Source organism: Paraburkholderia ultramafica (genome assembly GCF_902859915.1).
Classification (GTDB): Bacteria; Pseudomonadota; Gammaproteobacteria; order Burkholderiales; family Burkholderiaceae; genus Paraburkholderia; species Paraburkholderia ultramafica.
The window spans coordinates 86,206-111,642 of record NZ_CADIKK010000020.1; the positions used below are offsets into that span (position 1 = coordinate 86,206).

Annotated in this window: 27 protein-coding genes and 1 pseudogene; 15 read left to right on the forward strand and 13 right to left on the reverse strand. The window is 60.9% G+C overall.

Annotated features, from left to right (window positions below):
- The first annotated feature begins 501 nt into the window (after nucleotides 1-501).
- The 4 genes from pdhA to HV744_RS21555 are packed head-to-tail and all read left to right on the forward strand — an operon-like array spanning nucleotide 502 to nucleotide 4,193.
- Nucleotides 502-1,590: a pyruvate dehydrogenase (acetyl-transferring) E1 component subunit alpha gene (gene pdhA, locus HV744_RS21540; protein WP_175151425.1), complete on the forward strand. Its 1,089-nt coding sequence runs from the start codon at nucleotides 502-504 to the stop codon at nucleotides 1,588-1,590.
- Nucleotides 1,583-2,560 carry an alpha-ketoacid dehydrogenase subunit beta gene (locus HV744_RS21545; RefSeq protein ID WP_175151426.1) on the forward strand — a complete coding sequence of 326 codons (978 nt, stop codon included), beginning with the start codon at nucleotides 1,583-1,585 and terminating at the stop codon, nucleotides 2,558-2,560. Before pdhA ends, HV744_RS21545 begins: the two co-directional genes overlap by 8 nt.
- A 7-nt stretch (nucleotides 2,561-2,567) precedes the next feature.
- On the forward strand, nucleotides 2,568-3,677 hold the full coding sequence (locus HV744_RS21550) for a dihydrolipoamide acetyltransferase family protein (protein WP_175151427.1): 1,110 nt from the start codon (nucleotides 2,568-2,570) through the stop codon (nucleotides 3,675-3,677).
- 54 nt (nucleotides 3,678-3,731) lie between these two features.
- Nucleotides 3,732-4,193 carry a GNAT family N-acetyltransferase gene (locus tag HV744_RS21555; protein WP_175151428.1) on the forward strand — a complete coding sequence of 154 codons (462 nt, stop codon included), beginning with the start codon at nucleotides 3,732-3,734 and terminating at the stop codon, nucleotides 4,191-4,193.
- A gap of 89 nt (nucleotides 4,194-4,282) precedes the next feature.
- Here HV744_RS21555 and HV744_RS21560 read toward each other — a convergent pair whose 3' ends face one another.
- The 10 genes from HV744_RS21560 to kdpF form a co-directional block, all read right to left on the reverse strand.
- Entirely contained in the window at nucleotides 4,283-4,435 is a 153-nt protein-coding gene (locus HV744_RS21560; protein WP_175151429.1) for a hypothetical protein, read from the reverse strand.
- 150 nt (nucleotides 4,436-4,585) lie between these two features.
- Nucleotides 4,586-5,329, reverse strand: a complete 744-nt coding sequence (phbB, locus tag HV744_RS21565) for an acetoacetyl-CoA reductase (protein WP_175151430.1) — start codon at nucleotides 5,327-5,329, stop codon at nucleotides 4,586-4,588.
- 148 nt (nucleotides 5,330-5,477) lie between these two features.
- Nucleotides 5,478-6,044, reverse strand: a complete 567-nt coding sequence (gene phaP, locus HV744_RS21570; RefSeq protein WP_175151431.1) for a TIGR01841 family phasin — start codon at nucleotides 6,042-6,044, stop codon at nucleotides 5,478-5,480.
- Between the two features lie 251 nt (nucleotides 6,045-6,295).
- Nucleotides 6,296-6,493 carry a hypothetical protein gene (locus HV744_RS21575; RefSeq protein WP_175151432.1) on the reverse strand — a complete coding sequence of 66 codons (198 nt, stop codon included), beginning with the start codon at nucleotides 6,491-6,493 and terminating at the stop codon, nucleotides 6,296-6,298.
- A gap of 519 nt (nucleotides 6,494-7,012) precedes the next feature.
- Entirely contained in the window at nucleotides 7,013-7,429 is a 417-nt protein-coding gene (locus HV744_RS21580; protein WP_175151433.1) for a universal stress protein, read from the reverse strand.
- 341 nt (nucleotides 7,430-7,770) lie between these two features.
- Nucleotides 7,771-8,469: a response regulator gene (locus tag HV744_RS21585; RefSeq protein ID WP_175151434.1), complete on the reverse strand. Its 699-nt coding sequence runs from the start codon at nucleotides 8,467-8,469 to the stop codon at nucleotides 7,771-7,773.
- 124 nt (nucleotides 8,470-8,593) lie between these two features.
- The gene (gene kdpC, locus HV744_RS21590) at nucleotides 8,594-9,175 is read right to left on the reverse strand and encodes a potassium-transporting ATPase subunit KdpC (protein ID WP_175151435.1); all 582 of its coding nucleotides are present in this window, start codon (nucleotides 9,173-9,175) and stop codon (nucleotides 8,594-8,596) included.
- Nucleotides 9,176-9,194: 19 nt separating this feature from the next.
- Complete coding sequence (kdpB, locus tag HV744_RS21595) at nucleotides 9,195-11,258, reverse strand: potassium-transporting ATPase subunit KdpB (RefSeq protein WP_175151484.1); 2,064 nt, start codon at nucleotides 11,256-11,258, stop codon at nucleotides 9,195-9,197.
- Nucleotides 11,259-11,343: 85 nt separating this feature from the next.
- Entirely contained in the window at nucleotides 11,344-13,152 is a 1,809-nt protein-coding gene (gene kdpA, locus HV744_RS21600) for a potassium-transporting ATPase subunit KdpA (RefSeq protein WP_175151436.1), read from the reverse strand.
- Nucleotides 13,149-13,244 (reverse strand): K(+)-transporting ATPase subunit F, encoded by a 96-nt coding sequence (kdpF, locus tag HV744_RS21605; RefSeq protein ID WP_028193906.1) that lies wholly within the window; start codon nucleotides 13,242-13,244, stop codon nucleotides 13,149-13,151. Before kdpF ends, kdpA begins: the two co-directional genes overlap by 4 nt.
- A gap of 486 nt (nucleotides 13,245-13,730) precedes the next feature.
- On the opposite strand from kdpF, the gene HV744_RS21610 reads away from it, so the two are divergent.
- Entirely contained in the window at nucleotides 13,731-14,402 is a 672-nt protein-coding gene (locus tag HV744_RS21610) for a LysR substrate-binding domain-containing protein (protein WP_246279140.1), read from the forward strand.
- A gap of 74 nt (nucleotides 14,403-14,476) precedes the next feature.
- Here HV744_RS21610 and HV744_RS21615 read toward each other — a convergent pair whose 3' ends face one another.
- Entirely contained in the window at nucleotides 14,477-15,286 is an 810-nt protein-coding gene (locus HV744_RS21615) for a class I SAM-dependent methyltransferase (RefSeq protein ID WP_175151437.1), read from the reverse strand.
- Nucleotides 15,287-15,443: 157 nt separating this feature from the next.
- Between HV744_RS21615 and HV744_RS21620 the strand changes: the two genes are divergently transcribed.
- Both HV744_RS21620 and HV744_RS21625 read left to right on the forward strand, forming a co-directional pair.
- Nucleotides 15,444-15,677: a PH domain-containing protein gene (locus HV744_RS21620; protein WP_175151438.1), complete on the forward strand. Its 234-nt coding sequence runs from the start codon at nucleotides 15,444-15,446 to the stop codon at nucleotides 15,675-15,677.
- A gap of 45 nt (nucleotides 15,678-15,722) precedes the next feature.
- On the forward strand, nucleotides 15,723-16,160 hold the full coding sequence (locus HV744_RS21625; protein WP_175151439.1) for a hypothetical protein: 438 nt from the start codon (nucleotides 15,723-15,725) through the stop codon (nucleotides 16,158-16,160).
- 464 nt (nucleotides 16,161-16,624) lie between these two features.
- Here HV744_RS21625 and HV744_RS21630 read toward each other — a convergent pair whose 3' ends face one another.
- Complete coding sequence (locus HV744_RS21630; protein WP_175151440.1) at nucleotides 16,625-16,843, reverse strand: hypothetical protein; 219 nt, start codon at nucleotides 16,841-16,843, stop codon at nucleotides 16,625-16,627.
- 211 nt (nucleotides 16,844-17,054) lie between these two features.
- On the opposite strand from HV744_RS21630, the gene HV744_RS21635 reads away from it, so the two are divergent.
- From HV744_RS21635 to HV744_RS21645, 3 genes are all read left to right on the forward strand, one after another.
- Nucleotides 17,055-17,384, forward strand: a complete 330-nt coding sequence (locus HV744_RS21635; RefSeq protein WP_175151441.1) for a hypothetical protein — start codon at nucleotides 17,055-17,057, stop codon at nucleotides 17,382-17,384.
- 329 nt (nucleotides 17,385-17,713) lie between these two features.
- On the forward strand, nucleotides 17,714-18,136 hold the full coding sequence (locus HV744_RS21640; RefSeq protein WP_175151442.1) for an ACT domain-containing protein: 423 nt from the start codon (nucleotides 17,714-17,716) through the stop codon (nucleotides 18,134-18,136).
- 772 nt (nucleotides 18,137-18,908) lie between these two features.
- Complete coding sequence (locus HV744_RS21645) at nucleotides 18,909-19,220, forward strand: hypothetical protein (RefSeq protein WP_175151443.1); 312 nt, start codon at nucleotides 18,909-18,911, stop codon at nucleotides 19,218-19,220.
- Nucleotides 19,221-19,360: 140 nt separating this feature from the next.
- Here HV744_RS21645 and HV744_RS21650 read toward each other — a convergent pair.
- A pseudogene (locus HV744_RS21650) lies at nucleotides 19,361-19,536 on the reverse strand (ester cyclase); the annotation flags it as partial.
- Between the two features lie 258 nt (nucleotides 19,537-19,794).
- Between HV744_RS21650 and HV744_RS21655 the strand changes: the two are divergent.
- The 5 genes from HV744_RS21655 (at nucleotide 19,795) to HV744_RS21675 (ending at nucleotide 25,386) form a co-directional block, all read left to right on the forward strand.
- The gene (locus HV744_RS21655) at nucleotides 19,795-21,723 is read left to right on the forward strand and encodes a putative bifunctional diguanylate cyclase/phosphodiesterase (RefSeq protein WP_175151444.1); all 1,929 of its coding nucleotides are present in this window, start codon (nucleotides 19,795-19,797) and stop codon (nucleotides 21,721-21,723) included.
- Nucleotides 21,724-21,743: 20 nt separating this feature from the next.
- Entirely contained in the window at nucleotides 21,744-22,163 is a 420-nt protein-coding gene (locus tag HV744_RS21660; protein ID WP_175151445.1) for a hypothetical protein, read from the forward strand.
- Nucleotides 22,164-22,320: 157 nt separating this feature from the next.
- The gene (locus HV744_RS21665; protein ID WP_175151446.1) at nucleotides 22,321-22,545 is read left to right on the forward strand and encodes a hypothetical protein; all 225 of its coding nucleotides are present in this window, start codon (nucleotides 22,321-22,323) and stop codon (nucleotides 22,543-22,545) included.
- A gap of 367 nt (nucleotides 22,546-22,912) precedes the next feature.
- Entirely contained in the window at nucleotides 22,913-24,610 is a 1,698-nt protein-coding gene (locus HV744_RS21670; RefSeq protein WP_175151447.1) for a purple acid phosphatase family protein, read from the forward strand.
- A gap of 335 nt (nucleotides 24,611-24,945) precedes the next feature.
- Entirely contained in the window at nucleotides 24,946-25,386 is a 441-nt protein-coding gene (locus HV744_RS21675; RefSeq protein WP_175151448.1) for a hypothetical protein, read from the forward strand.
- Nucleotides 25,387-25,437 lie beyond the last annotated feature (51 nt).

Sequence of the window (25,437 nt, forward strand, 5' to 3'; positions counted from 1 at the left end):
CTTGCTCACCTTGACCTGCTCTCCGCGTCACGGCGAAATCAGTGGCCCAATCGATACCAGAATGCATCGAATGTGGCGATGCGAAAAAGCATGGTTCTCCCATATGATTTATAGAGGAGCGGCCAGCGGAATTACAGCAGTGCTATTCCTGGTATAGGTTGGCGACTGACGCGGAAAAAAGGCTGCAATGAACATTTGCAGCCAGCGTGATTCGGCCGGGCAGGCACCGCTGTGTACTCGCACCACCACCACGTGCGTGCTGCACGCTGTTGTCCGCGCATCGGCTCCAGTGCTGCATCGCGACAATCGAGCGTTCGTCTTCATGGCTGCCTTGCTGGGTGCGATCGACGCGGCGGGGAATGAGTCCCTGCGCGCGCTGCCATTGCCTAAACTCAAGTTTGTACGCACTGCGCTGAGTGCCCAGGCGCTGCCGTGCCTGGGCCGTGTCGCTCGCGTGAACTCCGGCACGTCTTCGATATCTGAAAGAATATGGGGGCGGACATGACCACGGCTGCCAGTTTTCACATCGGCTATACGCAATACCTTGGCTCCGATGGCGAGCCTGTTCAGCCGTTGCCTGCCTTTGCGCGGGACCCGGCGGCGCTGATTTCGCTTTATCGCGCGATGGTGCTGACACGGGCGTTCGACACGAAGGCGGTCGCGCTGCAGCGGACCGGCAAGCTCGGCACCTTCGCGTCGTCGGTCGGCCAGGAGGCGATCGGTGTCGGCGTCGCCAGCGCGATGCAGCCCGACGACGTGCTGTTCCCTTCGTATCGCGATCACGCCGCGCAATTGCTGCGCGGCGTCACGATGACGGAAAGCCTGCTGTATTGGGGCGGCGACGAGCGCGGCAGCGATTTCGCCGTGCCCCGCAACGATTTCCCGAACTGTGTGCCGATTGGAACCCAGGTGTGCCATGCCGCCGGCGCGGCCTACGCGTTCATGCTGCGTCACGAGCCGCGCGTCGCGGTGGCGATCTTCGGCGACGGCGCCACGTCCAAGGGAGACTTCTATGAGGCGATGAACATGGGCGGCGTCTGGCAGGCGCCGCTGGTCCTCGTGGTCAATAACAACCAGTGGGCGATTTCGGTGCCGCGCAGCCACCAGAGCGCTGCGCAAACGCTCGCGCAAAAAGCGATCGCGGCAGGCATCGATGGACTGCAGGTCGACGGCAACGACGTGATCGCCGTGCATCAGGTTGTCCATGCGGCGCTCGCCAAGGCTCGCCGAGGCGATGGCCCGACGCTGATCGAAGCACTCAGCTATCGTCTTGGCGATCACACGACAGCCGATGACGCGACGCGCTATCGCGACTCCGAAGTCATCAGCAAGCAGTGGGAAGACGAACCGCTGCTTCGTTTGCGCACTTACCTGATGCGCATGAAAGTTTGGGACAAGGCGCAGGACGAGCAACTCGGCAAGGCGTGTCATGCGCAGATCGAGCAGGCCGTCGACGCGTATCTGGCGATACCGCCGCCGGAGCCGTCCGCAATGTTCGATCACCTGTACGAGGCGTTGCCGCCGGCGCTGCGCGAGCAACTGGCGATCGCACAGCGTTTCGCGCCGGCCACGGGGAACGGCAATGGCTGACCTCAACATGGTCGACGCGCTCAATCAGGCGCTCGCATACGAACTGGCGCACGACCCGGCCGTCGTGCTGCTCGGCGAGGACATCGGCGTGAACGGCGGCGTGTTTCGCACGACCGCCGGGCTGCAGACACGCTTCGGCGCTCAGCGGGTGATCGACACCCCGCTGGCCGAAACCGCCATTGCCGGCGCCGCGATCGGCATGGCGGCGATGGGCCTGAAGCCCGTTGTGGAGATCCAGTTCGCCGGGTTCATCTATCCGGCCATCGACCACATTCTGAATCATGCGTCGCGGTTGCGGCATCGAACGCGCGGACGGCTGACCTGCCCGCTCGTGATCCGTGCGCCGTGCGGCGCAGGCATTCACGCACCGGAGCATCATTCCGAAAGCCCTGAAGCGCTCTTCACCCACATACCCGGGCTGCGGGTCGTGTCGCCGTCCTCGCCGGCACGCGCGTACGGCTTGCTGCTGGCGGCGATCCGGGATCCGGACCCGGTGATCTTCTTCGAGCCGACGCGTCTGTACCGGCTCTTCAGGCAGCCCGTGGAGGACGATGGCGAAGCGCTGCCGCTCGACAGTTGCTTTACGTTGCGCGAAGGGACAGACATCACGCTGGTGAGTTGGGGCGGGGCGTTGCAGGACGTGCAGGCCGCGGCCGATCTGCTCGCGCAGGAAGGCGTGGCGGTCGAGGTGATCGACGTGGCGACACTGAAGCCGCTCGACATGAACACCATTCTCGCGTCGGTGGCGAAAACCGGGCGCTGCTTGATCGTGCACGAGGGCTCGCGCACCGGCGGGGTCGGCGCGGAGATTGCCGCCAACATTGCCGAGCGCGGACTGTACTCGCTGCTCGCGCCGGTGCAGCGCGTCTGCGGATACGACGTGGTGGTGCCGCTGTTCAGACTCGAAAATCAATACATGCCGGGCACCGCGCGCATCGTCGCCGCGGTCAGGCAGGCGCTGGAGGCATAGAGAAGCCATGAAAATCTTCAAACTGCCCGATCTCGGTGAAGGCTTGCAGGAAGCGGAGATCGTCGAGTGGCACGTCAAGAGCGGCGACGACATTCGTGCCGATCAACCGCTGCTGTCGGTCGAAACGGCGAAGGCCATCGTCGATATTCCGTCACCTCAATCCGGGCGCGTCGTGAAGCTGTTCGGCCAGGTGGGCGACATCGTCCATCTGGGGGCGCCGCTCGTCGCCTTCGAAGGGGCAGCCGACGAAGCCGATTCCGGTACCGTGGTCGGCCATATGGAGGTCGGCCAGCATGTTTTGCAGGAAGCGCCGGCGGCACTTGGCGGCGGCGCGGGCGTCGGCGCGACCAAGGCGATCCCGGCGGTGCGGGCGCTCGCGCGCAAGCTGGATGTCGATCTGGCGATGGTGACGCCGTCGGGGCCGGACGGTCTCATCACGGCGGCGGACGTGCAGCGCGTCGCGAAGATACTCGCCGATCTCGGTCCGCCCGAGGTGCTGCGCGGCGTGCGGCGCGCGATGGCGCAGAACATGGCGCGCGCGCAGAGCGAGGTGGCGGCGGCGACCGTCATCGACGACGCCGACATTCATGTCTGGCCGCCGCATACCGATGTGACGATCCGCCTGGTCCGTGCACTGGTGGCCGGATGCCGCGCCGAACCGGCGCTCAACGCATGGTTCGACGGACATGCGGGACGGCGCCACGTGCTGGAGAAGGTCGATCTCGGCATCGCCGTCGATCTGCCGGATGGCCTCTTCGTGCCGGTATTACGCAACGTCGCGCACCGCAACGCAGCGGATCTGCGCGGGGGGCTCGACCGGATGCGTGCCGACATCCGGGCACGCAAGATTCCACCGGAAGAACTGCGCGGCAATACGATCACACTGTCGAACTTCGGCATGATCGCCGGCAAATACGCGGCTGCGGTTGTCGTGCCGCCCACTGTCGCGATTCTCGGAGCGGGGCGCATTCACGAGCAGGTCGTAGCGGCAAGCGGGGTTCCGGCTGTGCATCGGATCTTGCCGCTTAGTCTGACGTTCGACCATCGGGTGGTCACGGGCGGTGAAGCGGCACGTTTTCTCGCCGCGGCGATTGCGGATCTGCAGATGGCGCAGTAACCGTGTTCGAGCGCGGGTATCTGGACCGCAGTCAAAAACCGATTGGCCGCTGTGATGAATCTGGATTTTCGGCAGGCTGTATCCGGAGACTCGGAATGGCTATTTGACACGTACCAGCGGACCATGAGGGGTTTCGTTACCTCAGCGTGTGGCTGGGATGAGGACTTGCAGCAAGCGGGGTTTGCAAAAAGCCTTCGCCAGGGTTCTTGTCAGGTAGTGACGTGCGAAGGCAACCGATGCGGGTTTGTGCACTGGGAGGTCGAACCAGATCTGGTCTGGCTGAGGATGCTTTGTATCGTGCCGTCCATGCAGCACAAGTCGATCGGCAGTGAAGCGCTTGCCAGGCTCATGTCGTTGTCCAGTTCCTTACGAAAACCGCTGTACTTGAATGTTTTCGTATGCAACCGGGTGGCCTATGAGTGGTACCGGCGACTCGGTTTTGTCGAAATCGACAACGATGGCAAGGTCTCTACATTGACGCTTGCTCCCTGGTTGCTACCGGCCCAAATGGAGTGACGTGTGCAACCTTCCAGGTACCATGTCCAGCGCGAACGGCCACGCTCGGTCACATGATCCGTCCAAACACGATCTGCGACCGTCCGTTGTCAGTGGCGGGTCCGGTCCCACCAGTCGTAGTGGTCAAGGTTGCGAAGGAGTTGGCGCCGGCGGTGCTCACGCCGATAGTGGCCGGCCACGAACGTTGACGCGATCACCAGCACAAACGAGCCCATCACAATACCTACCCACGAATCGCTCATTGCATTCTCCTGCACGGTTACGTTGCCGACTCAGGCGATCAACCGGGTGCCCGTCGATCCGGGAACGCGGTTGCCATCGCCATCCCTGTTGTGCAGTGAACCGGCCGCAGGCCGGCTCACCTCCGTCGCCCAGTTGCAGGCCGGAGTGTTTCACTGCAGGTGCTGGCCACCATTGATCGCGATGTTGGCTCCGGTCACGAAAGCCGCTTCACGCGAGCACAGGTACAGAACCAGCGCGGCCACTTCGTCCGGCTGCCCGAGGCGGCCGACCGGAATCTGCGGAATGATCTTGCTGTCAAGAATGTCCTGAGGCACCGCCGTGACCATCTTTGTGGCGATAAAGCCGGGCGAGATCGTGTTGACGGTGACGCCTTTCTTCGCCACTTCGAGCGCCAGCGACTTCGTAAAGCCGTGCATGCCGGCTTTGGCGGCCGCATAGTTCGTCTGACCGAAACCGCCCTTGGAGCCAATGATCGACGACACGTTGATGATGCGGCCCCAGCCTCGTTCAACCATGCTGTCGCACCACGGCTTCGTCATGTTGAACACCGAGTCGAGATTGGTGCGGATCACCGCATCCCAATTGACCTTGTCGAGTTTCTTGAAGCCCGCGTCCCGTGTGATGCCGGCGTTATTGATCAGGATGTCGACCGGGCCGACTTCCGCCTTGATCCGCTGCGCGCATAGCTGGCACGAGTCGTAGTCGGCGACATCGACGGCATAGGCGCGGAATTCCCGCCCGTCGGCCTCCATGCGGGCCAGCCACTGGTCCGCGCGGGTATTCTGCGGCGAGCAGGTGACCACCACGGCATAGCCAGCGTCATGTAGTTTGATGCTGATCGCTTCACCGAGTCCACCCATCCCGCCTGTGACCAGGGCAACCTGTTTCGTCATCTCACTTGTCTCCGGTAAAGGGAGGCGATCCTCGCTCATACGGAACGGCGATTTTCGCCCAATGGCCGGCGCAGATGCGCGCCAGCATCAACAGGATTCCTTCGTATGACGCAGTTGACTGGCTCGGGCGCCAGGCCCGCCTGGGCGACTATCGTTTGGCGCCCGCCGACACTTGCTCGGCAGTGCGCTGCGCAGTCTTCGATGCAGTGGTCGCAACGGCGTCCAAGCTGCTTTCGGCGAGCCGCGCCGCCTGCTGGCTGGTTTTCTGCAGGCTTTCGACCAGCGCATGAGTGGCGCTAATCGCCGACTTCCATCCAGCGATGGCGGCTTCGGAACCCGCCGGTGCGCTTCTGGCAACATTTTCGACGAGCGTTTGCACCCGGTGGTTATACGCATCGTATTGCGTCTGCGCGAGCTGCGCGAATTCGCCCTGGGTGGCTGACACGATCTCGAACAGCTGACGGCTGTACGACTGCACTTTTTCTGCCGTCGGCGCGACGAGACCGGCTTGCAGCGTGAGCCACTCTTGCGGATCCTTGACGGAGAATGCTTTCAGTGCGTTCTGCTGAGTTTCCGCCAGCGTCGACTGGATCGTTTTCAGATTCAGTTCAGCCAGCTTCTCCACCCCCTCGACTACCTTGGTGGCCAGCCTGTACGCGGCGTCAAGGTTGGCCTTATGGGATGCTGCAATCTGCTCCGGGGTTGATAGATTCATCGCGAAACTCCTGAGGCGACCCTGCACCTTTCCGATCAATCGGATAGCAATGGGCGCGCCGCGGTCATGTGGACGGACTGGCGAAAAGCACGAGTGCAATGCGGACCGCATATTGCACGCGCCAGCATGTTAATAGTAGTACTAATTTGGCTATTGAATCACTTATCCCGATGACAAGAAACTGTATTGCTTGCCGGAGGAGGTGAGCGCCGAAATTTATGAAGCGGACCACGATCCGCTAACGAAAGTCGTTAGCCGAACCGCGTGACAGCTTTGAGTACGGAAACGCCATCGCTGGTTATCTGGGGGCGCTGTTGGCCCGATGGTAGTGTTTCCAGCGCGACGAGTTGGTGTTCGAGCAAAATATCCAGTTCCGCACGATCCAGCCCGAGTTGATCGGGCGCGTTCTTGACCAGCATTAAGGTTGCGAACTCATGAGGACTCAGCATCTTTGTCTCCTGTTGATAGGTGTCAATTTGCTGGAAAGCTCAACCATTCTCGCGTGACAGTTGTGATCCCGCCTCGCGAAATGTGGCTATTGCGCATGATTCATTCTCACCGGATGCCGACTTCGCGTCCGGGGAAGTCATCTTAATGTTTCCCCATCCACATAATCAATATGCTGGATCCATCTTTTTCCTGACAATTGCATTCGAATAGCGGGCCGCGGGTTGCAGGCATGTGGGCGTGTTCCCCGTCGGTAAAGGCGTTTGAAAATGTTCAGACGTATGGTTCGCCAACTTGTCGCACGATCGTTCGGGAGGGTAAACGACAGCTCAGTTTGTCTGATAATAGTAGGTGCTTCAAAAAGTGCAACGTCTGTTCCGGGCGGTTTCAAACGTGAAGCGCAACACTACCGGCGATGGCGTATCACACGCCGGTCGAGATCCAGACTCGCCTGCATCTGCAGGGCCGGCAGATGGTCTTACTCCCGATGAATATCGGATGACGGCGCAGGTTCACGCTGGCTAGTGGACCATCGTCACCGGCGTGACTGTGCGCGTTGATAAACCGGCCAGCGTCAACAGTCTGCGGAAGAATCCCATATGGCTGGCGTCGATGACCATGACGTCCGGCTGGGTCGTTGCGGCGTAGGCGGCAATCGCCTTGATGCGCGAACCGAAGACCCGTTTCCATTTATAAGGGACGCCGGCTTCTTCGAGAATCGCGCGGGCGTCGATCAACGCGTCTAGCATGGCCTGCTTTTCCAGCCGCACCAGCGAGCTCCTGGTATGAAAAGCGGCGGCTCGGCCTTGATCGATGGGTTCGAGCACTTCCAGCAGTTCCACTTCGGTTACGCAGCGCTCAAGAAACATGAACGCCGCAAAGCGCGCGGCCTCGGCTGCGCCTCTGCGATCGAGGACAGGGATCAGCATTCGTATCATTGAGAACTCCGTTGCGCCAAGCCAAACGAATACGATGCTTTCATTTCCACTCTCCGGATGAACCAGCGCGGCCGCGACTGCCTGATGTCTGCTCGTGGGACGTCGCGTTTCATTGTCCCTTGCGTATCGTGAGCTTAGCTAAAGGGGCGTTAACTTCGCGTAAAAAGTTGCGGTTAGTGCCGGCGGCATGTCGGCAAGGGCCGCCGGCGCAAGGTATAAAAATCCTGTCAGGCTGGCGGCGAGTCAGCAGCCGTCTCGACGCGCATCGCGGCCGGCATGGCCGATCCGGCTTTGACTTGCTGAGCGCCGCGTCGATTCAACGGTTGGGCTGCTTTTGTCTTTCAGTGCACACCCATGAGCCTATAACCCACACCAGACTCGGTGATGATGTGTTCAGGCCGCGCCGGATCGCGTTCGAGCTTGTGGCGCAGATGCCCCATGTAGATCCGCAAGTAGTGGTGGTTGTCCATTTGCGCGGGGCCCCACACCTCGCTCAGTAGCTGACGATGGGTCAAAACCCGTCCGGCATGGCGCACCAGGGTCGATAACAGTCGATATTCCGTCGGGCTCAGATGAACGATCCGGCTGTCGCGCATGACTTTCCGGTCGCCAAGGTCGACGGTGACGGCGCCGAACCGAACCTGAGGCTCGCCGGCGCGGCCGCCGCAGGCTTGCCGGCGCAGGTGCGCCCGGATGCGCGCAGTCAACTCTGGCAGGCCAAATGGCTTGGTCAGATAATCGTCGGCGCCTGCATCGAGCGCGGCGACCTTGTCTTCCTCGCTGCTTCGTGCCGAAAGAACGATCACCGGCATGGTGGACCAGCTGCGCAACTCACGGATCACATCGATACCGTCCATGTCCGGCAAGCTGAGGTCGACAATGACGATATCCGCCAGTCGCGTCGCCGCCTGGGCGAGGCCCTGCGCCCCTGCCGATGAATCGAATACCGTCATGCCATCCGCCTCGAGGCGCATGCGAACAAAGCGGCGGATGGACTTGTCATCGTCGATCACCACCACTGTAACGGTAGGCTCGCTCATGAATTCGCCACGTTGACGGCCCCGAGCTCTATGGCCGCCTTCGGCAGCCGCGCTTTCATCGATCAATCGTATCTACGCATGCTCCCTGCACGCGCCTGCGAGGTTCGCGTCGAAGCATCCTCGGTCAATGCATCGGCTTGAGATCGTCCAATGCCAGGTTGAGCTTGAGCACGTTGACTCGCGCCTCGCCGAGAACGCCGAACTGTCGACCTGACGTATTTTGAGCGACCAGGTCGGCCACCTGAGCGGCCGTCAGTCCGCGCGCTTTCGCCACGCGCGCCGTCTGGTAGGCCGCCGCCGCCCGGCTGATCTCGGGGTCCAGCCCGCTGCCTGAGGACGTCACCAGATCCACCGGCACCGGCTCGGACATGTCGTTACCCGCGGCCTTCAATGCGTCGATCCGGCCTTTGATTTCGTCGGCGAGCGCGGGGTTGGTGGGGCCGAGGTTTGAGCCACCCGAGCTCTGCGCGTTGTACGGCATGGGCGTGGTGGCCGACAGCCGCCCCCAGAAATAGTAAGGCGCGTCGAACTGCTGGCCGATCAGCGCGGAACCTGCCGCCTTGCCATTCTTTTCGATCAGGCTGCCGTTCGCCTGCCTCGCGAAGGCCGCGTGACTGATGGCCGTCACGACCACCGGATAGATCACCCCGGTGATCACGGTCATCAGGATAAAGAGGACGAGTACGGGGCGAAGCAACGTTTTCATGATGTCCACTCTGTTGTGGTCAAACCCAGCCGAACGCGCGCAAGACCATGTCGATCAGCTTGATGAACGGGAATGGCAGCAGAATTCCGCCCAGCCCGTAGATCAGCAGATTGCGGCGCAACAGCGACGCGGCACCGAGCGGCCGGTACTTCACGCCTTTGAGCGCGAGCGGAATCAGCGCCACGATGATCAACGCGTTGAAAATCACCGCCGACAGAATGGCCGACGACGGCGAACTCAGATGCATCACATCGAGTACACGGAGCTGCGGATAGGTCGTCGCGAATGCGGCCGGGATGATGGCAAAGTACTTCGCCACATCGTTGGCGATCGAGAACGTCGTCAGCGAGCCGCGTGTCATCAGCATCTGCTTGCCGATCTCGACGATCTCGATCAACTTGGTCGGGTTCGAATCGAGGTCGACCATGTTGCCGGCTTCTTTCGCCGCCTGCGTGCCAGTATTCATCGCCACCGCGACGTCGGCCTGCGCTAGCGCGGGGGCGTCGTTGGTGCCGTCGCCCGTCATCGCCACCAGACGGCCTTCGGCCTGGTGCGCGCGAATCGTCGTCAGCTTGGCCTCCGGCGTCACCTCGGCGAGAAAATCGTCCACGCCCGCCTCGGCGGCGATCGCAGCCGCCGTCAGCCGGTTGTCGCCCGTCACCATGATGGTTCTGATGCCCATCTTGCGCAGTTCGGCGAAGCGCTCCTTGATGCCGCCCTTCACGATGTCTTTCAACTCGATCACGCCCAGGCAGCGTGCGCCGCCTTCACCTGGGCCTTGTTGCGCAACGACCAGCGGCGTGCTGCCGCGCCGCGCGATATCTGTGACCGCAGCCGTCAGTTCCGCCGGAAAACGACCGCCGTGGGCTTCGACGAAATGCTTGATCGCATCGGCCGCACCCTTACGGATCTGGCGATCGGGCAGATCGACGCCACTCATGCGCGACTGCGCGCTGAACGCAAGGAAAATGGCCCGCAGCGAATGCATGTCGCGTTCGCGGATATTGAAGCGCTGCTTGGCCAACACGACGATGCTGCGGCCTTCCGGTGTTTCATCCGCAAGCGACGAGAGCTGCGCCGCGTCGGCGAGCATTTCCTCGGTAACGCCCGGCGCCGGCGTGAAAGCCGACGCCTGCCGGTTGCCAAGCGTGATCGTGCCGGTCTTGTCGAGCAGCAGCACGTCGACGTCGCCGGCGGCTTCCACCGCGCGTCCTGAAGTGGCGATCACGTTCGCCTGCATCATCCGGCTCATGCCCGCCACGCCGATCGCCGACAGCAACCCGCCGATGGTGGTCGGAATCAGGCACACCAGCAAGGCGACCAGTGCGGTAATCGTCACCACGTGGCCAGCCTTCGCGGCTTCGACCGAAAACATCGAGAACGGCAGCAGCGTCGCGGTCGCGAACAGCAGCACGAGCGTGAGCGCGACCAGCAGGATCGTCAGGGCGATCTCATTGGGTGTCTTCTGACGCTTCGCGCCTTCCACCATGGCGATCATCCTGTCGAGGAAGGCCTCGCCCGGATTCACGCTGACACGCACGACGATCCAGTCGGACAGCACACGCGTGCCGCCCGTCACCGACGAAAAGTCGCCGCCCGACTCGCGGATCACCGGCGCGGATTCGCCCGTGATTGCCGATTCGTCGACCGACGCGACGCCCTCGATCACTTCGCCGTCCGCCGGGATCACATCGCCGGTTTCCACCAGCACGATGTCGCCGCGGCGCAGATCGGTCGCGGTCATGATTCGGATCGGCGCCTTGGGGTGCGCCTCCTGCAGCTTCTTGGCCATCACGTCGCGCTTGGCGCTGCGCAGTGACGCGGCCTGGGCTTTCGAGCGGCCCTCGGCGAGCGCCTCCGCAAAGTTGGCGAACAGGACCGTGAACCAGAGCCATAGCGCGATCGCGAGGATGAAACCCGCGGGCGCTTCCGCCTGGCCGCCGAGCGCGGCGATCCACAGAATGGTCGTCAGTATGCTGCCGACGTACACGCAGAACATCACCGGGTTGCGCAACTGATGGCGCGGCGCCAGCTTCCTGAACGAATCGACGAGGGCCGGCCGGGCAATGGCCGGATCAAACATCGAGCGCGCGGCGGTGCGTGCCTGACCGATGTTGCCAGGCTGATGAAGTGGCGGTTGAATACCGTTGGTCATACTGTCCTCGCAGTCAATGTCCCGCGACCATGATCAGATGTTCGACGACCGGGCCGAGCGCGAGCGCCGGCACGTAAGTCAGTGCGCCGACCAGCACCACCGTGCCGAGCAGCAGCACGACGAACAGGGGACCGTGCGTCGGCAATGTTCCCGCGGTGGCGGAGATGCGCTTCTTGGCGGCAAGCGATCCGGCGATCGCCAGCACCGGCACGATCGAACCGAAGCGGCCGAACCACATCGCCACGGCGAGCGTGCTGTTATAGAACGGTGTGTTGACCGACAGGCCGGCGAACGCGCTGCCGTTGTTGTTGGCGGCAGAACTGTACGCGTAGAGAATCTCGGAGAAGCCGTGCGGGCCGGGATTGGCGATGCCCGCGACGCCGGCGGCCGTCAGCACGCCGATCGACGCACCGACCAGCACGAGTAGCGGCGTCAGCAGCACGGCAATCGACACCATCTTCATCTCGTACGACTCGATCTTCTTGCCGATGTACTCCGGCGTTCGCCCGATCATCAGTCCGGCCACGAACACCGCGAGCAACGCGAACACGAGCATGCCGTACAGACCCGAGCCGACGCCGCCGAAGATCACTTCACCGAGTTCGATCAGAAGCAGCGGCACGAAGCCACCCATCGGTGTGAGCGAATCGTGCGTGTTAAGAACCGCGCCGCATGACGCGGCCGTGGTCGCTACCGTGAAGATGCCGGATTGCGCGATCCCGAAGCGGGTTTCCTTGCCTTCCATGTTGCCGCCCGTTTGCAAGGCCGACGCCGTCTGATCGACATGCAGCGAAGCAAACAGTGGATTGCCGTTCTGCTCGGATGAGATCTCAGCCCAGCAGGCGAGCGCGAAAGCGATCGTCATCGCGGCGAGCACCGCATAGCCCTGCCGCCGATCGCCCACCATTCGCCCGAACACCAGGCACAATGCCGCCGGAATGACCAGCATGGCGATCATCTGAACGAAGTTGGCGAACGGCGTCGGGTTTTCGTACGGGTGCGCCGAGTTGGCGTTGAAAAAACCGCCGCCATTGGTGCCGAGCATCTTGATCGCTTCCTGCGACGCGACCGGCCCCATTGCGATGGTCTGCTTGTCGGCCTTGTTGTCGACCATCACCGGATTACCCTTTGCATCCTTGACGGGGTTGCCCTGAGCATCGGTCTTCGGTGTTTGATATGTCGTCGTCTGAAGTGTCGGCACGTCGACGTACGACTTGAAGTTCTGGATCACGCCCTGGCTCACGAACACGAGCGCGACCACTGTCGCGATCGGCATCAGGATATACAGCGTGATGCGCGTGAGATCGACCCAGAAATTGCCGATAGTCGCGGTCGTATGGCGTGCGAAGCCGCGAATCAACGCGACCACCACGGCAATACCGGTAGCGGCGGACATGAAGTTCTGCACCGTCAGTGCGGCCATTTGCGTCAGGTAGCTGACGGTCGATTCCGGCGTGTAGTCTTGCCAGTTCGTGTTGGTCGCGAAGCTGATCGCCGTGTTGAAGGCGGCGTCGGGCGTCATCGGGCCAAAGCCCTGCGGATTCGCAGGCAGCCATTGCTGGAGGCGTAAAAATCCGTACACCGCGAGAACGCCGATGGTGTTGAATACCAGCACGGCTAGCGCATAGTGCTTCCACGACATTTCGGCGCCGGGGTCCACGCCGGCAACTTTGTATAGCAAGCCTTCCACCGGCCGTCCAATGCGGCGAACGACCACCGACGAACCGTCGAGCACCGCCGTCATATAGCGGCTGAGCGGAATGGCGAGCGCGATCAACGCGACGATATACAGGCCGGGTTGAAACAGGTTATTGAAGTTCATTCGAGGGCCTCCGCGCGCAGTAACGCATACACGAGGTAGGCGAACAGAATCAGCGTCGAGGCCGCCGCGAGCCAGGTCATCCAGGTGGTCATGGACGGCCTCCAGGTGCGCGGCGAAGCTTGTCGCAGCCAACCACGAAGGCCCCGACAAGGCCGCTGAATGCAACGATTGCGATGAGGTAAAGCAGATCCATGGTCTGGTCTCCCGCGACGGACTTCCGCACCATGAAATTTAGGAAAATCCGCGTAAACGCAGTGTTAAGACAACGTGGCTTTTCGTAAAAACGAGGGACTTGCTCTTGCGTGCCATGCCTGGCAAACATAGGAGCCTGGTGTCAACCTCCAGGCACGCACGATTCGGGAACACATCAAATCCCAGCATCAGCTCTGGCAAGGAGAGCTGTTGAAACGCTCGCTATGCAGGGCGCTAGCTCGTCTCGGTGTGGAACCGCCGATCATGTCACGCAGCTCAAGTTGCCGTCGAATGTCATTCATGCTCCCGCTGGCAGCTCGCTGGCGGAAATGATGGCCATTCGCTACTACTAACGCTGCGTTGCGCTTCTGCGCGATGTAGAGGAAATGGATGCCGACGCTCAGGCTTCCAAAGGAAGCAATCGTGGCAGAGTCCGCGTGAGCATGCCCTCGCTAGTCGCGAAGTCGATGGTGATCCCGGAACTGCCGAATTTCTTCGCCAACAATCCTGACATTCAACTGGACCTCAGCATTGCTGATCAACACCCCGATCTGATCGAAGAGGGGCTCGATTGTGCCGTGCGCGTGGGACCGGTGAGCGAACTCGGACTCGTCGCCAAGACAGTAGGTACTTACAAGACACTGACTTACGCGTCGCCCGACTATATCCGGGCCCATGGCGAGCCCTTCACCCTGGCTGACCTCAGCGATCACATCGGCGTGAGTTACGCGATGAAGTCAGGCCGTATCAGAGGTTGGGAGTTTCTCGACGGAAACGAGATCCGCACTGTTCCACTGAAGAGCGCGATCCTGGTGAACGACGCGGATACCTACGTGGCATGCGGGCTTGCGGACCTCGGACTGATACAGGGCGGCACCTTCACACTCGATGCCCATGTGCGATCCGGCCGGTTGAATAAGGTTCTGCGAGACTATCCGTCGAATCCCCGGCCGGTGTCCGTCGTGTTTATGCCCAATCGAACCAGGCCAAGACGGGTCGACATTTTTATCGACTGGTTAGTCGATTTGTATTCGACTCAGATGGCCGAGCAAAGCTGATTTGGTGTCGGCAGCTTCGTCGCCGGATGGCCGGTGGCCCACCCGGTTCACCCTCGCGTTCACCCTATCTGCCATCAAGCATTGGTGAAAACGTTGTTATGGCCGACTCCTCCCAGAAAGCGCAGTTCGGAAAGGGCTAATTCCTTGACGACCCGAGACGGCCCTGGATGGCCAGCAAATGAGAACTTCGCGGGGTTGTAGTCGGTGTACAGGCTTGAGTCGTCCATCACCAATAGACCGCCCTGAGCGAGCGAGTCCCGGCAGACCTTGTAGTCGGCCAATGCGACTTCATAATCGTGATTGCCATCGATATAGATCACGTTCCAGGCTATCGAGCGAATGTGTTCAACGGCAATCGGATCCGTCGACAATGCCTTGAGAAAGTGTGGAGCGGGCAGCCCGAAACGCCGATTGGACGCGAGCGTATCCTCGAGGTAATCAACGTTCTTGATGTACTTACTCACCGCATCGGCGGCAGGAGAAAACGGTGAGATGCCGTGGACCTCGCACTGGAATCCGCACAACTTCGCAATCAGCCCCATGAGAGAGGTGACCTGTCCGCGATATACGCCAATCTCCAGCGCATGACGAGGCCGATATTCGCGCAGAAGGAGCCACCACATTGCATGGAATGCATCCTCTCCGAACCCGCGCCGTCCGGTGCTGAAATAGGTTCGGTGCTCGCGAATCTCCGCAGGCGCCAGATGCCACCGATAGTGATGCATGTAGGCATACAGCTCATTTCGGTCAGGATACTGACTGACCGCCTCGGTGAAGCTCAAGTCTTTTGCGAATGGTTCGCAATATCGCGAAAGGGACATGCGCTGCACAGCAGCTTGAAACTGGGAGATTCGCGCGGTGACTGCGCCAGTTACAGAGACCATTTCACCTTCCCCTTATAAGGTCGATGCAGCGCGGGCACTCCGTAATCGCAGTATATGCATCGGCCGGTATTAAAGATGCAGGGTGACGCCATGAAAGCGACCGACCAATGATAGCCGACCACGTGAGAGCGATCGACAATTTGTCGAAGGTGGACAGATGAATGGCGTTTCCAATGTGGAAGCTTCAGCGGTGCGGGTGTCTGAGGGCAACGGCGCTATGGACGATCGCTTGCGCGCGCGCTTGCCCAGTGGGTTAGCCTCGCAGAGACGTGAGCAAATGCTTGCAGACGAATTCCAGACCGCCATTTTTCGTTGGCGAGCCGCTGTGGCGGGTCGGACAGTGCCCGCGGCCGACGAGCGCAAACTGCACGTTGTCTTCGACGCGGCGTAAAAACTGTATATACTGTTTATACCGTATATTGACATGAGACCAGTCATGAGTGAACCGACCATCAAAAAAGCGACAAAGAAGAAGTTCCATTTCCCCAAAGCAGCCGAGGGCGCGCCCAGCGAAGAAGTCCAGGCGGAGGCTGTAGCACCAGCCGTGGATGCTCCCAAAAAGAAGGCAACGGCCCGAAAGACATCGAAGCCCACGGCCGCGGTTGAGTCAGCGCCGGTTAAAGCGGCGGGACGCGCGAAAGCAAAGCGCGCGAAGAAGGACAAGGTCGTACGTGACAGCTTCACGATGCCCAAATCTGACTACGAGAAAATCGCAGCGCTGAAACAGAAATGTCTGGCGGCAGGTGTCTCGGTCAAGAAGAGTGAACTCTTGCGCGCGGGCTTGTCGATGCTCGAATCAGCAGCACCGAAGCGCCTGCTGGCTGCGGTGTCGGCAGTGGAGCAAGTCAAGACGGGGCGGCCCGCAAAATCCTGAGCCCGTTGACTGGAAGAGCGCCCCGCGCTCGCGGGAGTCATCCCATGCATGGGGCGCGCAGGAGTGACGCTCCAGCGCAGAGGATGGTCACGCGGTCTTGGATTTGCGCAACCAGTTTTCGCTTCACGCCATCGAGCGCCGCAGGCGAACCTTGTTCGAGCGATTACCGCGTAGACTTGTGTCTGTGGCGCTCCTGGACGAATGCAGAAAAGCGAAGCTCACCAATCGCGCTCGCCCACGCATTGACCCAGCGGATAGCGCGAAGCTTTTCAGCGTCTGCATCGGCGAGCATGAGACGGTTGGTCGCGAGACGCATGCGATGCAATGCGTATTGCCTGCGTGTGCATTCTCTGCGCGGAACTGAAATGTCTTTGCGCATCGCTGGCGGGTGAAGCACGTGACTGAAACACCGCGAAGTACAACCCTGCTGAAGCCTCATGATACCGCGTGGAAGAGGCCTCTAGTCAGTTGCGTGCGCCGCTGTCTGCAAGGCTGGCTAGCGCCTGGCTCCCATCGGTCCGGGCGGCGTCCTCGCTGGGGAAGGGCCGGTCACTGAACGCGATCAGTTTGAATCCAGAACCGGCCGCACGGTGGACGGTGATGCCCCAGTGCCAGCCTCCAGCCTGCTCGAAAACGTGCAGTTCCGGGCCGATTCGACTCGGCGAAGCTTGAGAAGCCGTCATCGCCCGTCTCCCTTCATGTCCGGTTCATGAGCGCACGATCAAAACGCTCGTTCCAAGTTTAAGACGAAATTGCTGCGCTGCAATATTCGACTGTTGTAAAAATGTCGAATCTGTTGAACATCACAATTTTGAAAAGTATTCGCCCCTTGTTGCGCCATGCGATCATGAATTGTCCTGCTTTGATCTAAAGAACTAGATTCATGGGGGCTTCATGAGTAGCCATTCGCTCATTTGGGCAGCGGTGCCGCACAACAGTGACGGCGTTGTCTTCCAGGTTCGTATTGCCCGCGGACTTCAACGGTTCCATCTGTCGCGTCGCGTTCTCGAAGATGTGTTCGATCTGGAGCGAAAGGCTTCGGACGCGCGACAACTTGAACTGTTCTATTCGTGCCTGAAACACATCCTGGCTAAAGCCAGCACGAAGCGTTCGATTTCCAGTCCAGACACGGTTGCGCTTCAGGCATCCGATTTCATCTCATCCACATCCAGTCAAGCTCAAGGTGGGTGGGAGCGGCATGCAGGCGCACGCAGTGCGATGTAAGCACAGTGTGAATGAGCGTGTGGCAGATCACCCGTTTAAATGCGGCTGCTGCGAAGGCCGGTGACGGCCTGATTACGGTCGCTCGACAGAGCACGCTGAAGGACTGCTGAGGGTGTCGATAAATGAATGGCGTGGGACGGCGCGCGTGTCGGCGATATCGGCAGCTTGCCGGAAGAAGCGTCGCATGACGACAAACCGAAACGGGTGGTATCGCCGGCGCATATTGCCGACATTGCATAACATTAAATTCAGCGGTGCCGGCCTTGCTCGCGTGCCGTTGGTGAAGTAGATTTTTTGTATTGAGGTGTGTCAGGTGGGAGGGCATTGCCATGGAACTGAGCGTTGAACGTGTCGATGTTTGGGCGGCGACCATCGAGGACAAACCGGGCGGCCTTGCGAAAGTGTTAAGCGCCTTGCGGGATGCTGGGGCAGACTTGCAGTTCGTCGTCGCACGTCGCACGCCGGAAGCATCGGGCAAGGGAATCGTCTTTGTCGCGCCGCTGCAAGGGGAAACGGAGATCCGTGCTGCTACACAAGTGGGGTTCAGCGTCACCCCGAGCCTTCACTCCGTCCGTGTAATGGGTCTGGACCAACTGGGGATCATCGCGCAATTGACCCAGATGCTGGCAGACGGGGGGATCAACCTCCGCGGCGTTTCGGCCGCCGTACTTGGCACGCAGTTCATTGCCTATCTCGCGGTCGACTCGCTGGACGATGCGGAAAAAGCGATCGACATTCTACAGAGGGCCTGAAGCGCCCGTGCCGGACTGCGAGCCCGCCTGGTTTCCTTCCTGGCGAGGCAACTGGCCGCCCTCTCTGACGCGGCTGCCGTAGAGCGTCCATTGCGACCTCGACTCGACAGACTGAGCGGCCATGCGCACACGCGAGCGCGAAGCGGCTGAGTCTCAGTCCGGCCCATGATCGGTCGTTCGACCAACGACCATAGATTGGCGACAGTCTGCGATATGCTGATTTCGCGAGCTACTTCGGTGATAAAAGTACCGCAGCGATTCCGTTGCCGATGGGCATATCCTTGATTGACTCGTACCATCAACCATCGAACGTAACAGCCGCGTTCTTGACTCGGGCAGTCGTCGAATCCAGCGATAAGCTGCGGTTCATCAACGCATCGAGCTCGGAGCCACCCTGAAAATCCTCCGCGTCGGATCCCGGCGACAGCGGGACGGATGTTGGAGACGCAGAACCTCGTTGGGCGGATCTGCCCTGCCCCAACAAGATTAGTAGGTTCTCGAGATCGGCGCGAGCTTGGACACGATTCTGGTTGGGTGTTTGGCGGATCGCCGAGCGCTATATTTTTGAAAGGCTTTGAGGTTTCACTCGGGGCTGCTTGCGCTACGTTGACGGACTCTGTTCCGCGGCTCGTCAGGTGCGTATCTTTTGGACCACCCATGCCCGGTTTCCATCCATTCAAGCTGGACTCCATTGAATTGACACGGTAGGCTGGGAGCGCTGGGTGACAAAGTTTGGCGATGCTGGTCCTTGACGACGACGTGGAGCCGACACATGCAGGTGAGCACCGAAACGCTTGTGGACATGCTGCGGGAAGTCGAAGCCGACGATCCCATTGACTATGCGGACCTTCCATTCGGAGAGCAGGAACTCCGGCGGCTCGTGATGACTTCACTCGTTGAGCGTCACCACCAGGTCGAAGCCGGCAACATGTCGGTGTCCGACATTCATGCGTTGTATCTGCTGAGCACCGCCAAGCTCGTCCTCGAAAACACGGTGCTGCACGCGAGGTTGCTACTGCTCCAGGGGCGGCAGGTCGATGTGCAAGCGCTGTTGGCACCGTTTACGCTCAAAGGCAATTCGTAGCTTACGCGGGGCTTTGGCGACGGAGCAGCTTGTGGCGTCGGTAAGTGTGACGATGCTCGCGACCGTGAACGGCTGTTTACGGTTCACGACGCGTGAAGATATTCGCGCATTGGAGACGACGTGCCGACAATTCATTGCAGCTAAAGCTGCGCTTCGATCCCACTTTATCTATCACTGACCATACCTGCTCAATCTTTCCACTCTGGAATTGATAAAACACGTTTTCTGTAAAGGAGACTTTTCTGTCGTTCACATCGAGGCCAGGAAATGTTCCCTTCGGCGTACACGCGAAGTTGAGGCGGCTAGCGATATAAGGACGCCGAAGCGACACTTCAGTTATGTAGTCACAACCACGTCGGCGCCCACCTTCCCGAAGTAACCGACCTGACTGAACTCGCTCTCTCTGTGCTGAGCGTGATTCCACCAGCGCCCGATCTTCCCCATTTTGCCGTTTTCTTCTCGCTGACTATGCCACTCATATTCCGTTCAGTGAATTAACCTGATACTTTAAGTTTACGTAATAATTGCTGCGCACGTCCTGTTTGAATTCCACTAACCGTCAAATATGCAGGTCATGGCTTTCAGCGAACCAAGGTCTCCATTTTTCAAGTGGGTCGTGTCTTCCGCTCAGAACCTGAGCCCGGACAATCGGCAGATCCTGCTCGCCAATCTGTTCACGCGAACGTCATCGATCATATTCGCGTCGATTTGCGAAATCAGCGTCTGCGCAACCGCCTTTTATCTCTATCCGATTCCCCTGTATGCGGCCTGGGGTATCGCCGTCGTCGCTCTGCTGATAGCGCGTCTTACGTTGATCTGGCTGTGCCGCAGACGTAGCGCGCAGGATCGGCCGACGCCTACCTCCGCATTTCTGCTGGCGAGTCTGCTCTGGAGCGTGCTATTCGGGTTCGGCACTTTACTGTGCAATATCAGCGGAAATCCGACGCTTTTCCTGCTCGGCAACGTTTGCGCGGTGGGCGTGATCGGTGGATTGGCCGGGCGCAATGCCGGCACACCCCGGCTCGCGCTGCTACAGATTTCCTTCATTCTCGGACTCTTGGGTCTCGGCGCGGCGATGTCGCCCGGCAATGGCAAGCTCGTGCTGCTGTTTCAAGCGCCGTTTTGCGCCGCCGGTTTCTTCACCGTGGCACTGCGCAGCAATCGCGATACCGTCGCGTTGTTGCTGGCGCGTGAAAACAGTCACCGCCTGGCTCATCAGGACAGCCTCACCGGCTTGCCCAATCGCGCGCGTATCAGCGAATTGCTGCTGGAGCGTACCAAGATAGGCGCGTTGCGTCAGGATCAATTGTTCGCTGTTCTGCTGATCGATCTGGACGGCTTCAAGGCGATCAACGACAGCCTCGGCCATGCCGCGGGCGATCAGATTCTTCAGGAAGCGGCGCTCCGGTTGCGTGAAATTCTGCCGAGCGGCGATCTGGTCGGACGCCTCGCGGGCGACGAGTTCGTCGCCATTTCCGACGGTACGGGGCAGCTACGCGACGTTCGCGTGCTGGCCGACCGCATCGTCAAGACGCTCGCGCGTCCGTTCGTACTCAGCGAGGCGCTGGTGCATATCGGCGCGAGTGTCGGTGTTTCGCTCTATCCCGAGCATGCGAAGACCGGACCGCAATTGCTGATTTGCGCCGACCGCGCGTTGTATGCGGTCAAACGCAGCGGAAAAAGCGCGTTCGCCATCTTCGATACCGAGAGGCACGTTTCCGACGAAAGCCTGAGCCTGCTGCGCAGCGACCTGGAAGGGGCGCTGAAATCGTTCAACGGTTTGCGCATGGAGTATCAGCCGATTGTCGATCTCAGCGACGGCACCGTTTCCGGCCGCGAGGCGCTGATTCGCTGGACTCATCCGACGCGCGGCGAACTCTCTCCATCCGCGTTCATCCCGACCGCCGAACGCACCGGCCTCATCCTGGCATTGGGCGAATGGGCGCTGCTGCAGTCGTGCATGGAAGCGGCGACGTGGCGAGACAAGGTTGCCGTCGCCGTCAACGTATCGCCGGTGCAATTGCGGGAAGAATCGTTTGCGTCGACGGTCGCGGCGATTCTGCGGAAAACGAGGCTTCCGCCGGCGCGTCTGAATATCGAGGTCACGGAAACCGTGCTATTGAACGACGATGCCGTCACCCAGCGCAACGTCGCGAGGCTGCGCGCGTTGGGCATCGGGCTGGCACTCGACGATTTCGGCACCGGCTTTTCGACGATGTCGACCCTCGTGCGCTTCTCATTCGACAAGCTGAAGATCGACAGTTCGTTCGTGAAGGAATCCGTGCACGGGCGCGAATCCGCAGCGGTGGTGCGCGGGATCGTGGCGCTGGCTCGCGAAATCGGCATGCCGACCACGGCGGAAGGTATCGAAACGCAGGAGCAACTGGATTTCGTGCGCGTGTGCGGATGCACGCACGCTCAGGGTTTTCTGTTGGGCAAGCCGCTGCGCAGCAGTGAGATTGAGCAGATCGACGGGAAGCTGACCGCGAATGCGCGCTCCTGAAGTCTGGCATCGAGGTGGACATGGACCCTACATTGCAATTTCAGCTCAGGATCACCGTTTCGCCTGAACTGGCGGATGATTTGCGCACGGACTCGTCTTATGCGGCGCACGCCGCGCTGCGTGACGTTCTGCGCAGGCACGACGCGACGTTGAAGTGTCAGTTCGATGCGTTCGCCGATTACGTCGCCGAGGCCGAAAGACTGGGAACGGAAAACTATCCGCTTTATCAATGGACCCGCGATACGATCGAGAACCCGGAGAAGAAGGCGAAGTATCTGCAGTCATTCACGATCTATGTGAACGGCGATGTGGTCTACGGCAAGGATGTCACGGATGTCATGGAGAACGAACTATTGAAACTGGTCGACGCCAATGGAATTACCCGCGTCTTCAGGTTCGATACCAATCCGGCGAATAATCCGCAGCCGCCCGCGCGCTAATGGTCGCGCTCACCGACGCCGCGGGCGAACACACGAAATACCGCAGCCTTTCAATTTCATTCGCGGTGACAGTAAATCGTTATGACCGTTTGACATTTGGCGACATCGCTTCGAGTTCGTGAGACGATGCAGTTTCACTTTTTTCGCGGAGCGCGATATGGGACTCTTGGACGAAGTAGGGAAGGTTGCGGGGGCGATCGCCGCGGTTGAAGCGGCAGAGAAAGTGGACCCGCAAGCCGGTCTGCTGACGAAAGGCATCGCGGCGATCGCCGGTTTTGAAGGCGCCGGCAAGCTGGAATCGATGATCGAAAAGAAAGACGACGACAAGCAGGACGACGCCGACAACGCCCAAGCCAGCGACGATACGAGTCCTCAAACCTGAGCGAACGCACGATTGCCGGCCGCATGCAGTGGATGTTGGAACTGCAATGCGCCGGCAATTCGGCCCAGCCTGGTCGCTTTACTATTGCAATTATTTCTGAACGCCTACGAGCGCATCGCAAGTCCCTTTTCGTTACGGGCGATCGGCCTGTCGCCACTCGACTTCTCCGCGCTATCTTCTCCCCGACCCCCGCCGACAGCCGTCGCGCTCATCCGATCCTTTCATCCGGTTGTCACAGCTTCGCGGCTAGCATCACTGCTCGCATCCATCACGCACTCCGTCAGCAGCGCACACTGCAGCGCAGGTAGGCCGGTGTGCCCGGCCTGAGCGCTGGCGTTCTTCCATCCCCCAAACAAAAACACCGGACATGTCGAACAGAAAAATCGTCAAGGCTGCGCCGCCCGATGATCAGGGCGCTTCCATCGTCTCGCGTCGTGGGTTCCTGAAGTTTGCCGGCGCATCGAGCCTCGCAACGGCCGCGGGCACGCTGGCATCGGCGGCGCGGGCCGCCAACGGCGGTGCGCCGGATGGCACGCCCGAGCAGATCCACCTGACCTGGGGCAACGATCCGACGAGCGAGGTCACGGTGTCGTGGGCGTCGCTCGCGCCGGCGGCCAATCCGCAGGTGCGCGTCAGCGGCGCGGACTCGAAGAAGCATACGGTGCACGCGGTGCAAAGCACGTACACCGACGGCATCAACGGTGAGATCGTGTTCACTTATCACGCGCGTCTGCGTGACCTGAAGGCCGACACGAACTATCAGTACGAGGTGACGGCCGAGAACGACAGCAACGCGGCTCAGCCCTTCACCGCAAGTTTCCGTACGGCACCGCGTGGGCGCGCGCCGTTTCGCTGGACGAGCTATGGCGATCTCGCAACGCCGAATACCGGCTGGATCCTGTCGTCGCCGCAAAGCCGTTTCGCGGTGCAAGCGGTCGAGCGTTTCCAGCCGCTGTTCCACCTGCTCAACGGCGACCTTTGCTACGCCAATCTGAACCCGACGCAACAGCCGGCGGTGTGGCGCGACTTCGGCAACAACGCCCAGACGTCAGCATCGAACCGGCCGTGGATGCCGTGTCCCGGCAACCACGAACTCGAATTCAACAACGGCGAGCAGGGCCTCGCGTCGTATCTCTCGCGCTACACGCTGCCCGACAATCACTCGCGCTTCCAGGGCCGCTGGTACAGCTTCCGCGTGAGCTCCGTGCTATTCATCTCGCTCGATGCGGACGATGTCGTCTATCAGGACGCGGCCGCATTCGTTGCCGGGCCGGCTCCGCTGGTACCGGTGGCCAGCACCGGCAATGCGCCGATCCAACCGGGCACTTCGCTATATGTGCGCGGCTATAGCAATGGCGAGCAGACGCGCTGGCTCGAGAAAGTCTTGCACCACGCGGCGCAGGATGACGACGTGGACTGGATCATCGTCCAGATGCACCAGGACGCGCTGAGTTCGTCGAAGACCGGCAATGGTTCGGATAAGGGCATCCGCGAAGCCTGGCTGCCGCTGTTCGACCGCTACGGTGTCGACCTGGTGCTGTGCGGCCACGATCACGACTACGAGCGCAGCTATCCCGTGCGCGGCTGCAATCACGACAAGGGCACCGACATTACGACGGGCCGGCCGGTCGATACGTTGCAGCCGAAGCCGGTGATGTCGGCGGTATCGTCGGGTGCGTCGACGTTCGATACGAGCCACGGCACGATACACCTGATACTCGGCGGTGGCGGCACGAGCGCGCCGCTCGATGTGTATGGCGTGGATATCGGCACCGGGCTGCCGCAGGCGCGTATTTTCACGCGGCCCAACCGTCCGGTGCTGGCCGCCACCGCCGGGACTTTCACGCGAGCCAGCGCCGATGCCGTCGAGGACGCGATCTGGTCGGCGCAGCGCGACACCGGCACGGGCTACGGCATTGCGGTGTTCGACCACGACCCGGGACATCGGGGCGGCGAGACGACGATCACGATGAACTATTATCACGCCCCCGGCGCCGATCAAGCGCCGACGCAGAACTACGAGCTGTTCGAGACTATCGAGTTGAAGAAGAAGCGGCGCGGATGAGCGTTGAATGAGCGGCTGGTTGGCGGGGCATCGCGATGCGGTGGTTCGTCAGCCGGTCGCCAGTCCTGAAAGTCAATTGTTCAGTAATCCAAACAACGTGAATGTGTCGGTCTTCGCATCTACTTCCCGTTGTTCTTGAGCGCCTCACATGCAGTCGGGCATTTCCAGGCAAGCAGGGCCGCCGACATCGGCCCCAGCTTCGGGCTGGCCGCATCCCCCCAAAACAGTTCGATCAATTTGTTACACGTCTTACCGAGGTGGACTGAGCCAGTTACAAAGGCCTTTCGAAAGGCCGGTTATACTCGGCACCGTCTCAAGAAAACTAAACACCTTTTATGTCGAAGAAAATCATCCGGATAGTTGCCGTTGCTGCGTTGACTGCTGCGGCGTCGTTGTCGGCAGTGGCCGGCGATATGAATAACATGCTTGGCGGCGCGGTCGGCGGTGTGGCCGGCGCGGCGCTCGGTGGCGCGGTGGGCGGCAGCACGGGCGCCGTGATTGGTGGCGCGGTCGGCGGTGGCGCCGGTGGCGCGGTGACGTCGAATCGCCGGGAGCGCACGGGCGCGATCATCGGCGGCGCGCTCGGCGGCGGTGCGGGCACGGCGGCCGGCAATGCGATGGGCGGCCGAGCCGGCGGCCTCGTCGGCGCGGCAGTCGGCGGCGGTGCGGGTTCGGCGCTCGGCGGCAACATCTCGCGCTCCAACTCGTACGCGGACGACTACTCGCGCGGCTACCATTCGGGCAAGCGCCATCACAAGCATCGGCACTACGACTGAATGGACGATGCTCGCGCTTGATGGCAATCAGGCGTGAGTATTGCCGGCGTT

What these genes read in the sequence shown, in the direction of transcription:
- pdhA (WP_175151425.1), top strand. Translation starts at nt 502, where the DNA reads ATGACCACGGCTGCCAGTTTTCACATCGGCTATACGCAATACCTTGGC.
- HV744_RS21545 (WP_175151426.1), top strand. Translation starts at nt 1,583, where the DNA reads ATGGCTGACCTCAACATGGTCGACGCGCTCAATCAGGCGCTCGCATAC.
- HV744_RS21550 (WP_175151427.1), top strand. Translation starts at nt 2,568, where the DNA reads ATGAAAATCTTCAAACTGCCCGATCTCGGTGAAGGCTTGCAGGAAGCG.
- HV744_RS21555 (WP_175151428.1), top strand. Translation starts at nt 3,732, where the DNA reads ATGAATCTGGATTTTCGGCAGGCTGTATCCGGAGACTCGGAATGGCTA.
- HV744_RS21560 (WP_175151429.1), bottom strand. Translation starts at nt 4,435, where the DNA reads ATGAGCGATTCGTGGGTAGGTATTGTGATGGGCTCGTTTGTGCTGGTG.
- phbB (WP_175151430.1), bottom strand. Translation starts at nt 5,329, where the DNA reads ATGACGAAACAGGTTGCCCTGGTCACAGGCGGGATGGGTGGACTCGGT.
- phaP (WP_175151431.1), bottom strand. Translation starts at nt 6,044, where the DNA reads ATGAATCTATCAACCCCGGAGCAGATTGCAGCATCCCATAAGGCCAAC.
- HV744_RS21575 (WP_175151432.1), bottom strand. Translation starts at nt 6,493, where the DNA reads ATGCTGAGTCCTCATGAGTTCGCAACCTTAATGCTGGTCAAGAACGCG.
- HV744_RS21580 (WP_175151433.1), bottom strand. Translation starts at nt 7,429, where the DNA reads ATGATACGAATGCTGATCCCTGTCCTCGATCGCAGAGGCGCAGCCGAG.
- HV744_RS21585 (WP_175151434.1), bottom strand. Translation starts at nt 8,469, where the DNA reads ATGAGCGAGCCTACCGTTACAGTGGTGGTGATCGACGATGACAAGTCC.
- kdpC (WP_175151435.1), bottom strand. Translation starts at nt 9,175, where the DNA reads ATGAAAACGTTGCTTCGCCCCGTACTCGTCCTCTTTATCCTGATGACC.
- kdpB (WP_175151484.1), bottom strand. Translation starts at nt 11,258, where the DNA reads ATGTTTGATCCGGCCATTGCCCGGCCGGCCCTCGTCGATTCGTTCAGG.
- kdpA (WP_175151436.1), bottom strand. Translation starts at nt 13,152, where the DNA reads ATGAACTTCAATAACCTGTTTCAACCCGGCCTGTATATCGTCGCGTTG.
- kdpF (WP_028193906.1), bottom strand. Translation starts at nt 13,244, where the DNA reads ATGACCACCTGGATGACCTGGCTCGCGGCGGCCTCGACGCTGATTCTG.
- HV744_RS21610 (WP_246279140.1), top strand. Translation starts at nt 13,731, where the DNA reads ATGGATGCCGACGCTCAGGCTTCCAAAGGAAGCAATCGTGGCAGAGTC.
- HV744_RS21615 (WP_175151437.1), bottom strand. Translation starts at nt 15,286, where the DNA reads ATGGTCTCTGTAACTGGCGCAGTCACCGCGCGAATCTCCCAGTTTCAA.
- HV744_RS21620 (WP_175151438.1), top strand. Translation starts at nt 15,444, where the DNA reads ATGAATGGCGTTTCCAATGTGGAAGCTTCAGCGGTGCGGGTGTCTGAG.
- HV744_RS21625 (WP_175151439.1), top strand. Translation starts at nt 15,723, where the DNA reads ATGAGTGAACCGACCATCAAAAAAGCGACAAAGAAGAAGTTCCATTTC.
- HV744_RS21630 (WP_175151440.1), bottom strand. Translation starts at nt 16,843, where the DNA reads ATGACGGCTTCTCAAGCTTCGCCGAGTCGAATCGGCCCGGAACTGCAC.
- HV744_RS21635 (WP_175151441.1), top strand. Translation starts at nt 17,055, where the DNA reads ATGAGTAGCCATTCGCTCATTTGGGCAGCGGTGCCGCACAACAGTGAC.
- HV744_RS21640 (WP_175151442.1), top strand. Translation starts at nt 17,714, where the DNA reads ATGGAACTGAGCGTTGAACGTGTCGATGTTTGGGCGGCGACCATCGAG.
- HV744_RS21645 (WP_175151443.1), top strand. Translation starts at nt 18,909, where the DNA reads ATGCAGGTGAGCACCGAAACGCTTGTGGACATGCTGCGGGAAGTCGAA.
- HV744_RS21655 (WP_175151444.1), top strand. Translation starts at nt 19,795, where the DNA reads ATGGCTTTCAGCGAACCAAGGTCTCCATTTTTCAAGTGGGTCGTGTCT.
- HV744_RS21660 (WP_175151445.1), top strand. Translation starts at nt 21,744, where the DNA reads ATGGACCCTACATTGCAATTTCAGCTCAGGATCACCGTTTCGCCTGAA.
- HV744_RS21665 (WP_175151446.1), top strand. Translation starts at nt 22,321, where the DNA reads ATGGGACTCTTGGACGAAGTAGGGAAGGTTGCGGGGGCGATCGCCGCG.
- HV744_RS21670 (WP_175151447.1), top strand. Translation starts at nt 22,913, where the DNA reads ATGTCGAACAGAAAAATCGTCAAGGCTGCGCCGCCCGATGATCAGGGC.
- HV744_RS21675 (WP_175151448.1), top strand. Translation starts at nt 24,946, where the DNA reads ATGTCGAAGAAAATCATCCGGATAGTTGCCGTTGCTGCGTTGACTGCT.